This is a genomic window from Pseudomonas sp. Con_6 (assembly GCF_059379395.1).
On sequence record NZ_CM182011.1, the window covers coordinates 4,616,358 to 4,629,676 of the forward strand.

The window sequence follows — 13,319 nt, forward strand, 5'->3', positions numbered from 1 at the left end:
GAGTACTGTCACTCCTGCTGGCGCAGATAATCCTGGTAACCCGTTTCATCCATCAGGCTGGCCAGGCCACTGGCGTCGGTCGGCAGGAAACGGAAGAACCAGCCCTGGTCAACGGGAGAGGCGTTGACCAGCTCCGGCTCCTGGGCCACGGCCTCGTTGACGGCAACCACCTGGCCGGTAAGCGGCATGGTGATGTTGCTGGCGGCCTTGACCGATTCCAGCACCACCACTTCCTGGCCGGCCTCGTAGGTTTCAAGGTCCGGCAACTGGACGAAAACCACGTCGCCTAGGGCCGATTGCGCATAGTCGGTGATGCCGACGGTCAGCTCGCCGTTGTCTTCCAGGCGCAGCCATTCGTGATCGGGAGTGAAACGCACGCTCATGGGGTCTTTCCTTTTGGAGTTGTTGTTGGTCAGGTACTTGGCTTCAAACACTCAGCGCAACGCGCAGAGCAGGGACTTCGGCCTGTTCGATCCGGGTGCCCATCTCCATGTCCAGACGGCAGGCCACCAGATCGGCGATGGTCAGGATCGGCAGGTTGTACCGGGCTGCGTAGGCATCGATGGCCGCGCCGCGCATCATCGTGCCGTCGGGGTTCATCAGTTCGCAGAGCACGGCGGCCGGGCGCATGCCGGCCAGCACGGCGATCTCCACACTGCCTTCGGTATGCCCGCGACGCTCGAGCACCCCGCCACGCCTGGCCCGTAGCGGAAACATGTGACCGGGGCTGACGATGCGCCGGTGCAGGGCCGTCGAAGACAGCGCCGCCTGCACGGTAGTGAGGCGATCCTGGGCCGACACGCCGGTGGTGATGTTGTCCGCCGCCTCGATGCTTACGGTGAAACCGGTGGTGTACCGCGACTCGTTGTGCGGGACCATGGGTTTGAGCCGCAGCATGTCGACCGTGGCCTCGTCCAGGCAAAGGCAGACGATGCCACTGCCGTCGCGGATCATCATGGCCATACTCTGCACAGTCATGTTCTGCGCCGCGACCACCAGGTCGGCCTCGTTCTCGCGATCGTCGTCGTCGAGCAGGATCACGGGCTGACCGCGTCGATACGCGTTGACGGCGGCCTTGACGTTACGGTGGCGAGAAAGAATCGGGCTCATCATTGTCGTTATCTCCGAAGGTTGCATCGGGCGCTCGGGTCTCAATAGCCGCGCTCGAATCCGACCTGCCCGTCGAGGGGCTGGCCGGACTGGTACTTGCGCAGGTTGCGCAAAAAGAAATCGATCATCGCCACGGGATCGGTAGGCCCGGCGATATGGGGGGTGAGTACCAGGTTGGGCGTCACCCAGAACTGGTGCGAGGGCGGCAAGGGCTCCTTGCGGAATACATCAAGCACCGCGCCGGCCAGTTGCCCCTGTTCCAGCGCATGCACCAGCGCCTGATCGACTACCGCATTGCCGCGGCCAATATTGATGAACAGAGCGTTGGCCGGCAGTGCGCCAAAGAAGGCGCTGTCGAAGAGGTCATGGGTCCGCGGGGTATCGGGCAGGACGTTGATGACATAGTCCGCCTGCGCCGCCAGGGGTATCAGGTCATCAAGACTGCCCACGAGCTCGACGTTGGCGGTCGTGCGCGGACTGCGCTGGATACCTGATACGCGCATGCCAAGGGCGCTCAACCCCGAGGCGATATGTGCACCGATGCTGCCGAGGCCGGCTATCAGCACGCGCTTGCCGGAAAGCCGCTGCGAACTCGCCGGTCGCCAACTGAAGCGACTCTGGGCGAATGGATAGTCCGCCGCCTTCCAGGCATGAGCCAGCATGTGATGCAGGACGTATTCGAGCATCGATGCACCGAATACCTCGCCAGCACGGGTGAGCTGGTAACCGCGCGGCACCCGGGGATCGAGCATCGGGGTCACTCCGGCCCAGGTCAGCTGCACCCAGCGCGGCCGCAGGCCCCGCCCCAGCAGTTCGATGACATGTTCCGGAGAGCCCAGCCAGACATCGCACTCGACATGCGCGTCGATATCGTCTCGCGTGCGCAGCGGCAGACCTGCATGCCCCTGGCGAATCAGGGCCAGCAGCTCGGCGCTGTCAGGATCAGTCAGCAAAACCGTGGGCAGCGATGCGGTGGACATTGCGCTCTACTCCGAAGGTGAACTCGAAGTCACTGGAGCAAGCGCCGTGCCATCAAAAAATATCTAATTAAAACAATGAGTTAAAACAAAAAAGCCTGCTGTCTTTCAGGATTGAGACAGCAGGCTCATTTTTGCAACGGTAGATTCTCTACAGGCGGATACCGTAACGCTTGACCTTGCGGTAGAGCGTGGCCTTGCTCATGCCCAGCGCCTTGCAGGCCGACTCGACATTGCCGGCGCTGGCGGCCAGGGCCTGACTGATCGCCTTGCTTTCCACATGGCTCAGCGTGGTACGGGCGTTCACGCCGGTGACATGCACCACCAGATCGGCAGCGTCATCCAGCGCTTCGGCATCGACCGGAGCCACGCCATGCGCAGGTGCCACCGGCTGCGCTGCCGCGGGCGCCAGGCGCTCGGCAAACGGGCGGATACGGTTCTCGAACGGCAGCACGATATCGCTGGCACGCACTTCCCCGCTCTCGGCGAACAGGGTGGCACGGTGCAGCACATGGCGCAGTTCCCGAACGTTGCCCGGCCATGGGTATTCCAGTAGCTTTTTCCAGGCAGACGGCTTGAGCACCGGCACCGGATCGTCCCCGCATACACCCTGCAGCACCGTCTCGATCAGTTGCGCCTTGTCTTCCCGCTCACGCAGCGGTGGCAGATCGATGATCATCCCTGACAAACGGAAGAACAGATCTTCGCGGAACTCGCCAGCCGCAACTTTTTCATGCAAGCGCTGATTGGTCGCCGCGATGATCTGCACGTCCACCCGCACTGCCTTGCCGCCACCCAGTGGTGACACCTCGCCACTTTCCAGCACACGCAGAAGACGGGTTTGCAGGGCGAGCGGCATATCACCGATCTCATCGAGGAACAGCGTGCCCCCGTCAGCCTCCATGAACCGGCCCTGGCTGCCCTCCTTGTTGGCCCCGGTGAAGGCGCCCTTGCTGTAGCCGAACAACTCGCTATCGATGAGCGATTCGGGGACCGAGGCGCAGTTGAACGCAACGAAGGGGGCCGCGCTGCGCTCGCCTTCCTGATGGATGGCCTTGGCCAGGGTGTCCTTGCCGGCACCGGTCTCGCCCAACAGCAACAGAGGCAGGTTCTTGTTCATCACCTTGCGGATCAGGCGCACGTTGTCCTGCATGCGCGAGTCCTGTCCGGCGCAGCGCGCCAGGGAACCGGCAACTTCCCGCGTTGCCCGCGGACGTGCCTTCATCACCCGCTCGACTTCGGCAGTGCGCGCGGATTGCGCAGGGCTTGCAACCATGAGGAAATCCAGATGCTGCGCGCAGTGGAGCAGTTGCGCGGTAGCCACGCTGCGGAAGATTTCCAGGGAAATGGCCGACTGGGGGCAATCGATCACCTCCCACAAGCGGCGCTTGCCCAACTGATTCGGCTCCAGGCCCAGCAGCCGACGAGCGCCGTGGGTAGCGCCGAGGATCAGCCCGCCAGCGTCAATGGCAATCCATGCCGCCGGACCGGAGGTGCCACAGACCTGGAGGATGAAGCAGTCCTCGAAATGCATGCGGAACAGGCGCTGCTCCAGCTTGTTCGAACTCTGGGTCGCCAGCTTGTAGGCGATGTGGTGGGCGTTGACATCGACGTTGGGGTTGCAGGTGGTCAGGTTCAGCACCCCCTGCAACTGGCCATCGGGGTTGTAGAACGGCGCTGCGACGCAGGCCTGCTCCGAGAGATCGTAATAGAAGTGATCGTCGCGGAAGACCGCGACCGGGCGCTGCTCGGCGATACAGGTACCGATACCATTGGTACCACCTACCTCCTCGCGCCAGATCGAGCCGATACGATCGCTCTCGCAGTAATAGGCCTGCGACGGCTTGATGCTCTCGGCAATGATCACGCCATCGGCATTGGCCAGGCTCGCGTGGTAACCCACGTCGCTGAGCACGCTCATCAGACCGTTGAGCGTGTTCACCGCATGCTCGAAAGCCTGCTCACCGAAAGCCTGCTGCAAGCGGCGGACTTCACTGGCCTCGACCACCGGAACCATCAGTTGCTGGTCGGGGCTAAGCCCCACGTCCAGGCAACGCCGCCAGGATTGACTGCAATGCTCTCGATGGATGACGGACAGGCCGCCAGATGGCTCGTGATCGAGTTCATGCGAATTACCGTCAGCGCCGGAACGAATCCTGGCCAGGTGTTGCTGCACGCTCATCATTTTTATTGTACCTGCTGAACATCCAGGGATTACCGGTCCGGGTTACCGGCCAGCTTTTCAGGAAGGTCATGCAAGAATGAAACCAGTGATGCTACCTGGTTCATTCAGCAGCCTACCGTCCCGGAACGCCTGCAGAGCGCCCGGGCATCGCGACTACCCTCCCTGGTACAACGCCAATCACACTGAAGATGCCATCAGTGCAGGAGCATGACTAGAAGTATCGACCATTTTTTCCGGGCCTGCGCACAGCCCGTCGCGCACTGCAGATCAAAGGGCAAAGCCGCTGAACAGCTTCTCCCTCAGGTAGTTGACCAGAACGTTGACAGCCCGTGGAACATGGGCGGAATAGGGCCGCACCAGATAGATCTCGGCGGCGAATGCACCAGTCAGTTCCCAGTCTTGCAGAACCCGCACCAGACGCCCATCGGCCAGCGCGCCGTGCGCACTGAAGTCGGGCAGCAAGGCAATCCCCAGGTGGTCCAGTGCCGCATCGCGCAGCGCCTCGCTGTTGTTGGTGGCGAAGCTACCGGTGATGGGAACGGTCAGTCGTTCAGTGCCTCGTTCCAGGGTCCAGACCGGGCTCTCGTGACCCCGCGGGTAGTACAGGCAGCTATGCCGTCCCAGATCATCGGGCGTCTGCGGTTCGCCTGCACGATCCAGGTAAGTCCGGGTCGCCACCAGCACCGAAGCGGTCTTGCACAGCTTCCAGGCCACATGGGTTTCAGGGATCCGGAAGCTGTGGCGCACGGCCAGGTCGTAGCCGTCGGCAGCGATGGTGCTCAATGAGTCCGAGACATCCAGGTGTATTCGCACCTGTGGATACAGGGCAAGGAATCCCGACAAATGCGGTACCAGATGCTGACGGGCGAAGGCCACGGGGGCGGTCAGTCGTACCAGCCCCTGCACGGTCGCGGCTGAGTCGCGTACCGACGAAAAGCTGCGGGCGATATGTGCGTAGGCACTGCGGACCTCGCGGGTCAGCGACTTGCCCGCTTCGGTCAGGCGCACGCTGCGAGTGGTGCGCGTAACCAATTGGGTGCCGGTGGCCTTTTCCAGGTCCGACAGGTGTTGGCTGACCACCGATTTGCTGACCCCCAGACGCGCTGCTGCTGCGGTGTAGCTGCCCTGCTCTTCCAATATGGAGAGCCAGTGAATGTGCGCCCACAGCTTCTCGATCTCGTTGGTTTCCATGACTTCTGATTGTTCTCGGATACGGACAATGAGTTCTTGACTATGGTCTCGTTCAGGACAAAACCCAAGGTTATCGTGAGCTCGTCGCTGGCCACCCGTCCAGCCCCGCATGGAATGTCCACGATGCCCAGCCTGATCAAGCACTACATCAACCACACCCACGTTTCCCGGGACGACCGCCATCAGGCGGTGTTCAACCCCGCCACCGGCGAACAATCAGGCGAGGTCTCGCTGGCCCGTCGTGCCACAGTCGACGAGGCCGTGGCCGCCGCCAAGGCTGCGTTCGAACGCTGGAGCGAAACCCCGCCGATCCGTCGCGCACGGATACTTCAGCGCTACCTGCAATTGCTCCAGGAGCGCAAGGACGACCTGGCGCGCATCATCACTGCCGAACACGGCAAGGTCTTCACCGACGCCCAAGGTGAGGTGGAGCGCGGCATCGACATCCTCGAATTCGCCTGCGGCATTCCGCACTTGCTCAAGGGTGAATTCACCGATCAGGTTTCCCGCGGCATGGACAACTGGACGATGCGCCAACCCTTGGGCGTGGTTGCCGGTATCACCCCCTTCAACTTCCCGGTCATGGTCCCGATGTGGATGTACCCCATCGCTTTGGCGGCCGGTAACACTTTCGTTCTCAAGCCCAGCCCGACTGACCCGAGCGCCTCGCTGTTCATGGCCGACCTTCTGCAGGAAGCCGGCCTGCCCGCTGGCGTATTCAACGTCGTGCAGGGTGACAAGGAAGCCGTGGATGCGCTGATCGAGCACCCTGACGTGAAAGCGGTGAGTTTCGTGGGTTCTACGCCGATCGCCCAGTACATCTACGAGACCGGTGCCCGTCACGGCAAGCGTGTGCAGGGTCTGGGTGGTGCGAAGAACCACCTGGTGGTGATGCCGGACGCCGACATCGACAAGACTATCGACGCACTGATCGGCGCAGCCTACGGAAGTGCCGGGGAACGCTGCATGGCGATCTCGGTCGCTGTGCTGGTCGGGGATATCGCGGACAAGGTGGTCGAAGCACTGGCCGCCCGAGCCCGGGATCTGCGCATTACTGACGGTCGCGACCTCAAGGCAGAAATGGGCCCGATCGTCAGCCGTGCGGCGCTGGAACGCATCACCAGCTACATCGACCAGGGCGTGGAATCGGGCGCGAAACTGGTCGTCGACGGTCGCGGGTTCCGCCCTGCCGAAGCCGGCCTGGAAAACGGTTACTGGCTCGGTGCCACGCTCTTCGATCATGTCACCCCGGACATGAGCATCTACCGAGAGGAAATCTTCGGCCCGGTCCTGGCTTGCGTACGGGTGGCGGACTTCGCCGAGGCGGTGCGATTGATCAACGACCATGAATTCGGCAACGGCGTCAGTTGCTTCACCCGCGACGGCAACATCGCCCGCGAATTCGCCCGACGGATCGAGGTGGGCATGGTGGGAATCAACGTGCCATTGCCGGTCCCGATGGCCTGGCACGGCTTCGGTGGATGGAAGAAGAGCCTGTTCGGTGACATGCACGCCTACGGCACTGAAGGCGTGCGCTTCTACACCAAGCAGAAATCGATCATGCAGCGCTGGCCGGAAAGCATCGAAAAAGGTGCGGAATTCGCCATGCCGGTCGCCCGTTAAGGAGGCTGACGAGATGGAATTGCAAGCGGCAGTATCCGGCACGGACCGGGCGAACTGGTCCTGGTGGCGGGAGGACATCGAGCGCGACCACGGCCCTGCCCGGCCAGCTTTGAAAGGCCAGGTGGCACTGGACGTGGCTATCGTCGGCGGTGGCTTCGCCGGCCTGTGGAGCGCGATTATCCTCAAGTCCCGCGCCCCTCACCTCAAGGTAGGGCTGCTGGAGGCTTCCCGGGTCGGCGACGGTGCAAGCAGCCGCAATGGGGGCATTGTTCATGGCTACTGGCAGTCCCTGCCTGCCAACATCCGCGCATTCGGCACCGACACGGCGCTGGAACTGGCGCGACTGGGCAGCGAGGCACAGCAGGCGTTCAAGGCCTTCGTCACTGCGCCCGGTCGCGATGTGTGGTGGAAGGAAGAAGGCAACCTGCGGGTAGCGACCTGCCGGGCGCAGGAAGCAGCCCTGCGCAAGTTCCTCGACGGCTGCGCCGGGCTTGGTGTGGAGAACTATGTCCAGCCCCTGTCCGCTCCACAGGTGCGTGAACTGGTGGGAAGTCCGGTGTTCGGCTCGGGCATCTACTTTCCCGAGGCCGGCAACGTGCATCCCGGGCGCCTGGTACTTGCCCTCAAGGCAGCGGCGCTCGAGGCCGGCGTGACCCTTTACGAAAACTCGCCGGTTTCCCGTATCGAGGAAGGCAAGCCGCATCGCGTGAAGGTGGACGGTGGTATCGCGATCGCACGGCATGTCGTGCTGGCGACCAACGTGGGGCTGGCCGGGGTGTCGGGTATCGGCAGCCGGATGAGCCTGTTCTCCAGCTACGCCACCATGTCCAACCGCAATGAAGATGCCCTGCAGCAACTGGGCTGGAGCAAGGCGATGGGCATGAACGACGCGCGGATGTTCCTCCACTACTTCCGCCAGACCCGCGACGGCCGCGTGCTGATGGGCTCGGGGTCAGGGCCGATCGGCTGGGGCAACGACGCCGGCGCGCCGCGGTTGCGCCATGACCCGGCCAGCCTGGAACGCCCGCGGGCGGGCCTGCAACGCTTGCTGCCTGGCGTGGCACGGGCCGGCTTTGCGCAGAGCTGGGGCTGGCCTATCGACGTTTCGGCGGATCGGGTGCCGTTCTTCAAGACCCACCAACCGGGCATCCATTACGCCGCTGGATTCTCGGGACATGGCGTCCAGGCCGGATGGATCGCCGGGCAATGCCTGTCGTCGCTGGTACTGGAGCAGAAGGACAAATGGTTCCTCTCGCCGTTCTGCCAGCGCCAGGTCCCGCGCCTGCCACCCGAACCTTTCAAGTACCTGGGCGCCTGCGCCATCCGCCGGGCCATTCTCGCCTGCGAGGAAGCCGAGCAGATGGAGCGCCGCGCCTCCTGCACCGCGCAATCCGTTGCCGCACTGCCCGCCTTGCTGGGCCTGCGCATTGGCGTGCGCTAACGAACCACCAACCCTACCCGAGGAAAAAACATGATTCAGCGCTTCGAACCCAACGGCAAACGCCTCAGCCATGTGCTGGTACATGACGGCATCGCCTACGTCACCGGGCAGACACCGGTTGATCGCAGCCAGGACATTACCGGGCAGACGCAACAGATCCTCGCGCGGATCGACGAACTGCTGGCGATCGCCGGGACCGACAAGTCCAGGATTCTTTTCGCCCAGGTATGGCTCAAACACGTGGTAAAGGATTTCGCCGCGATGAATGAAGTCTGGGAACAGTGGATTCCGGAAAGCGCCTTGCCAGCCCGAGCTACGGTTGAGGCCAACCTTGCAGCGGAGAGCATCCTGGTGGAGATCGCCTTGCAGGCAGCGGTCTGATCTGAGGTCAGGTTCCATCACGCGGGACGCGCCCGCTCTCGCAAGCTTGCCCAATCAACGGGAAGGCTGCAGGAGCGGGCACGTCCCGCGGTGCTTTTGCGCTACCCAAAAGCATTTTCTCATTATCGAGAAGCCAACTCCGGGCCTTGTCTCAGCAATGCGCCAAGCGCAGAAAAATCAGCGAAAAATAAAAATAAAACCTTGAAAATCAAAGACATATAAATACAAAAAACTCTTGGCACCCTTGTTGCAAAAACCCAGTACGGACGGCTTCCAGCGACCACGCATCGCCGGGTTGCCCTGACGTCTACACCACCAATAACAAGCGAAGCCAGGAGATACTATGGAACTCGGTCTGTTCATGATGCCGTTGCACGACCCACGGCGTAACTACACCGAAATGCTGCAACAGGACCGCGAAGCCGCGATCCTCGCCGACCAACTTGGCTTCAGCGAAGTCTGGGTCGGTGAACACTACAGTTGCAGTTCCGAGCCAGTGGCCAACCCGCTGCAATTCTTCGCCACCCTGCTCGACGCCACCAAGAACATCAAGTTCGCCACCGGCGTACTCAACCTGCCCCAGCACCATCCGGCCACAGTCGCTGGCGATGTCGCCCAGTTCGACCACCTGAGCGGCGGCCGCCTGATCATGGGTGTTGGTCCTGGCGGCCTGGTGTCGGATATGGAACTGTTCGGCACCCAGGACCTCAACCGCGCCGAGATGACCACCGAGTCGGTCGACATCATCCACAAGATCTGGGCCTCCGATCCGCCCTACAACATCCAGGGCAAGTACTGGAACGTGAAGCTGGAGAAGAACATCATCCCGTCGCTGGGCTTCGGACCGATGCTCAAGCCCTTCCAGCAGCCACATCCACCGCTGGCCATCTCGGTGATGAGCCCGTCGTCGAGCAGCGCACGCCAGGCCGGTGAACGCGGCTGGGGTATCGTCAGTGCCAACTTCATCCCTGAAGTCCACGTCAAGTCGCACTGGGAGCAGTTCGTCATCGGCTGCGAGAAAGCCGGCCGTCGTCCAGACCCGAACCTGTGGCGCATCGCCCGTTCGATCCTGGTCACCGACACCGATCAGGAGGCCGCCGACTACCTCGCCCGCCCGGACAGCTCCTATGGCTGGTACTACGACTACATCGTCGAAGACATGGCAGCGTTCAACATGAAGCGCATCCTCAAGCCTTCCGCCGAGATCCCGGACAGCGAAGTCACCCGTGAAAACTGCCTGGACTGGATGGTCATGTCCGGTTCGCCGAAAACCGTGCTGGACAAACTGGTGGCCTTCGTCGACTACGTCGGCGTGCCGTTCGGTACCCTGCTGACCACCCAGAAGGACTGGGAAAACCCTGCCCTGCACCAGAAGTCGCTGCGTCTGCTCAGTGAATCGGTGATGCCGAAGCTGCGCGACTATTGCGCCACCCTCAAGCACGTAGCCTGAGCAAGGCCGGGCCATTGAGCCCGGCCAAGGCGACCGGAGCAGTCGCCCGATCGGTTTCACCTTGAACTGCCGAAGAAGCACGGGGCTCCCCTTCACCGGGGAGCCCCCATTACAACAATGAGGTTTCGATCAATTCGCCCACACGGGCGAGGCTGCTGTGGCCTTGCGGCCGAGGAGTTGCCATGGGTCTGAACATTACCCAACGCCAGACCGTACTCAGTTCGGTGCTCGCAGCACCGTCCATGATGTTCATGCTGGTGTTCTTCGTCTTTCCTTGCTTGTTGCTGTTGCTGTACAGCTTCTGGACGGCCCGGTCCTTTGTGATCGACCCGACCTTCAACCTCGACAACTATGCACGAACGCTTACCGCTGCCGGCTTCTGGCGCACCGGCCTCACCGGGCTGAACAACGGCCTGTGGACGGCCATCGTTTCGGTAGTTCTGAGCTTTCCCGCTGCCTACTACATCGTCTATCGAGCACGCGGCAACGCGGCGTTCTACCTGATCCTGCTGTCCTGGTTTTCCAGCTACCTGGTACGGGTCTATGCCTGGCGGACCATTCTTGGCACCAATGGGCTGATCAACAGCACGCTGATGCAATGGGGCCTGATCCAGCAACCGCTGGAGTTCCTCCTGTTCAGCCCCTTCGCCTCGATCATCACCCTGGTCCACATCATGTTTCCTTTCGCCCTGCTGTTGCTGGTCTCGGCGCTGCGCGATGTGAAGCAGGACTACCTCGACGCGGCCCGCGACCTGGGCGCAACGCGGACCCAGGTGTTGCTCAGGGTGATCATCCCGATGGCCTATAAAGGCATCGTCTCGGCCTTCATGTTCACCTTCATTCTCGCTGCCGGGGACTACATCACCCCGCAATTGCTCGGCGGGCGCGACGGTGTCACCAACGGCCTGCTGATCGCCAACCAGTTCCGCAGCGCCGGCAACTGGCCGCTGGGCGCGGCGATGGCATTCATCACCCTGGTCCTGTTCATCGGTATCTACATCACCTTCACCCAACTGCTGCGCGCACTGCGCCTGGCGCCGGGGCTGCGCTTCCACGAACAGGAGCAGAAATCATGCTGAGGCTCTATCTCTGGCTCTACCTGCTGTTCCTCTATGCGCCGATCGTGGTCATCGGGATGTTCAGTTTCCACAGTTCGGCCTCCCTGGTGTTCCCGTTCGAAGGCTGGAGCCTGCGCTGGTACGAGCAGATCTTCGCCAGTCAGACTTTCCGCAGTTCGCTGTACAACAGCCTGCTGGTGGCAAGCCTGGCCTCGCTGGCGACCACCCTGCTCGGGGCCAGCGTGGCACTGGCGCTGATCCGCATGAAGGGCAAGGTGCGCGAAGCAGTGGCAACGCTATGCTCGGCGCCCATCGCCCTGCCCGGCCTGTTCCTCGGTATCGCATTGCTCAGCGCCTTCGCCCAGATGGGCCTGAACCGCTCCCTGCTGACCGTGACCATCGCCCATACGCTGTATGCCCTGCCGTTCTTCGTCGCCACCTTGCGCTCGCGCATCGACTACTTCGATCCCTCCCTCGAAGAAGCCGCCCGCGACCTCGGCGCCAGCCCGCTGCAAGCGTTCCGCATGGTGACCCTGCCGATCCTTCGACCCAGCCTGATCGGCGCGGCCATCCTGGTGTTCGCCCTGTCGTTCGATGAACTGATCATCACCGTGTTCGTCAGCGGCAACGAGACCACGCTGCCGATGATGGTCTGGTCAATGATGCGACGCACGGTCGACCCGACCATCAACGCAGCGTCCATGGTCGCCTTCGCCCTGTCGCTGATCGTGATCCTCGCCGCCGGCGCCGCCTTCTGGCTGCAGCGCCGTGCAAAAACTTCCTACCGTACCTCGCCCACTGGAGTCGATGCCCATGAACCGTCCGATCGTGCAACTGCAGAACGTGCACAAGTCGTTCGGCCCCTTCAAGGCCTTGAATGACATCAACCTCGATATCCGCCAGGGCGAGATCCTCACCCTCCTCGGCCCCAGCGGCTGCGGCAAGACGACCCTGATGCGGATCATCGCCGGCTTCGAGGCACCGACCAGCGGCAGCCTGCTGATCGCGGGCAACGATGCGGTGGCCTTGCCACCGGAGAAGCGCAGCGTGAACATGGTGTTCCAGCGCTACGCGCTGTTCCCGCACCTGGATGTGTTCGACAACGTCGCCTTCGGCTTGCGCCTGCAGGGCGTGTCCAAGGCGAAGATCAAGGAGCAGGTGAATGCCATGCTGCACCTGGTGCAACTGGACAGCTTCGCCAACCGCTGGATCAACGAGCTCAGCGGCGGCCAGTGCCAGCGCGTGGCCCTGGCCCGCGCCTTGGTCAACCGGCCCGACGTGCTGCTGCTCGACGAGCCGCTGGCGGCGCTGGACCTGAAGATCCGCCACCACATGCTCAAGGAACTCAAGCGCATCCACGAGGAGACCGGCACGACCTTCGTGTACGTCACCCATGACCAGGACGAAGCGATGATCCTTTCCGACCGGGTAGTGCTGATGAACAAGGGCGAGATCGAACAGCTCGGCTCGCCCCAGGATCTCTATGCTGCGCCGGAATCGCTGTTTTGCGCGCGTTTCTTCGGCGACACCAACATCGTCCAGGGCCACGTCGGCGGGGTCAGCGATGGCCTGGCCGACATTTCCACCGCCTTTTTCAGCGCCCGCGGTGCAGTGCGTCGGGCCAGTGCCGGAGCCAGCGTATCGGTGTCGATCCGCCCTGAAGCCATCCGCCTCGATGCCGCTGCTCCGGGCACCGCCGCCCCCGGCCACAACGCCCTGACGGGGGATATCGAAGACGTGATGTTCATCGGCAATCGTGTGGTCTACCAGGTCAGGCACGGCGAAAGCCTGTTCACCTGCCAGCAAGCGCGCCCGGTCACCGGGATCGAGCATGCGCCCGGCAGCCGGGTCCGCCTGTCGTGGCCCGACGAGGCTGTGGTCGTACTGACCCACTGACCGCCCC

12 protein-coding genes are annotated in these 13,319 nt (G+C 62.7%); 7 read left to right on the forward strand and 5 right to left on the reverse strand.

The genetic code is table 11. From position 1 onward, the window contains the following. Nucleotides 1-8: 8 nt before the first annotated feature. The 5 genes from gcvH to AC5QPF_RS20470 all read right to left on the reverse strand — a co-directional run bounded on the left by gcvH (nt 9) and on the right by AC5QPF_RS20470 (nt 5,463). Nucleotides 9-383 (reverse strand): glycine cleavage system protein GcvH, encoded by a 375-nt coding sequence (gcvH, locus tag AC5QPF_RS20450; protein ID WP_494959625.1) that lies wholly within the window; start codon nt 381-383, stop codon nt 9-11. A gap of 43 nt (nt 384-426) precedes the next feature. Next, on the reverse strand, nt 427-1,113 hold the full coding sequence (ribB, locus tag AC5QPF_RS20455) for a 3,4-dihydroxy-2-butanone-4-phosphate synthase (protein WP_494959626.1): 687 nt from the start codon (nt 1,111-1,113) through the stop codon (nt 427-429). Nucleotides 1,114-1,151: 38 nt separating this feature from the next. Continuing rightward, nucleotides 1,152-2,090, reverse strand: coding sequence for a D-2-hydroxyacid dehydrogenase (locus tag AC5QPF_RS20460; protein ID WP_019098943.1), 939 nt, complete (start codon nt 2,088-2,090; stop codon nt 1,152-1,154). Between the two features lie 148 nt (nt 2,091-2,238). Beyond that, nucleotides 2,239-4,272 (reverse strand): sigma 54-interacting transcriptional regulator, encoded by a 2,034-nt coding sequence (locus tag AC5QPF_RS20465; RefSeq protein WP_494959627.1) that lies wholly within the window; start codon nt 4,270-4,272, stop codon nt 2,239-2,241. A 267-nt stretch (nt 4,273-4,539) separates the two neighbouring features. Next, the gene (locus AC5QPF_RS20470) at nt 4,540-5,463 is read right to left on the reverse strand and encodes a LysR substrate-binding domain-containing protein (RefSeq protein ID WP_494959628.1); all 924 of its coding nucleotides are present in this window, start codon (nt 5,461-5,463) and stop codon (nt 4,540-4,542) included. Nucleotides 5,464-5,586: 123 nt separating this feature from the next. On the opposite strand from AC5QPF_RS20470, the gene AC5QPF_RS20475 reads away from it, so the two are divergent. From AC5QPF_RS20475 to AC5QPF_RS20505, 7 genes are all read left to right on the forward strand, one after another. Further along, the gene (locus AC5QPF_RS20475; RefSeq protein WP_494959629.1) at nt 5,587-7,086 is read left to right on the forward strand and encodes a CoA-acylating methylmalonate-semialdehyde dehydrogenase; all 1,500 of its coding nucleotides are present in this window, start codon (nt 5,587-5,589) and stop codon (nt 7,084-7,086) included. A 13-nt stretch (nt 7,087-7,099) separates the two neighbouring features. Next, the gene (locus tag AC5QPF_RS20480) at nt 7,100-8,527 is read left to right on the forward strand and encodes an FAD-dependent oxidoreductase (protein ID WP_494959630.1); all 1,428 of its coding nucleotides are present in this window, start codon (nt 7,100-7,102) and stop codon (nt 8,525-8,527) included. Nucleotides 8,528-8,557: 30 nt separating this feature from the next. Beyond that, a complete protein-coding gene (locus AC5QPF_RS20485) occupies nt 8,558-8,908 on the forward strand; it encodes a Rid family hydrolase (RefSeq protein ID WP_494959631.1) in 351 nt (116 codons plus the stop codon). A 343-nt stretch (nt 8,909-9,251) separates the two neighbouring features. Then, the gene (locus tag AC5QPF_RS20490; protein ID WP_019098949.1) at nt 9,252-10,358 is read left to right on the forward strand and encodes an LLM class flavin-dependent oxidoreductase; all 1,107 of its coding nucleotides are present in this window, start codon (nt 9,252-9,254) and stop codon (nt 10,356-10,358) included. Nucleotides 10,359-10,540: 182 nt separating this feature from the next. Next, nucleotides 10,541-11,437: an ABC transporter permease subunit gene (locus AC5QPF_RS20495; RefSeq protein WP_494959632.1), complete on the forward strand. Its 897-nt coding sequence runs from the start codon at nt 10,541-10,543 to the stop codon at nt 11,435-11,437. Further along, nucleotides 11,431-12,297 carry an ABC transporter permease gene (locus AC5QPF_RS20500; protein ID WP_019098951.1) on the forward strand — a complete coding sequence of 289 codons (867 nt, stop codon included), beginning with the start codon at nt 11,431-11,433 and terminating at the stop codon, nt 12,295-12,297. Before AC5QPF_RS20495 ends, AC5QPF_RS20500 begins: the two co-directional genes overlap by 7 nt. After that, nucleotides 12,230-13,312: an ATP-binding cassette domain-containing protein gene (locus AC5QPF_RS20505; protein WP_494959633.1), complete on the forward strand. Its 1,083-nt coding sequence runs from the start codon at nt 12,230-12,232 to the stop codon at nt 13,310-13,312. Before AC5QPF_RS20500 ends, AC5QPF_RS20505 begins: the two co-directional genes overlap by 68 nt. The last annotated feature ends 7 nt before the right edge of the window (nt 13,313-13,319 follow it).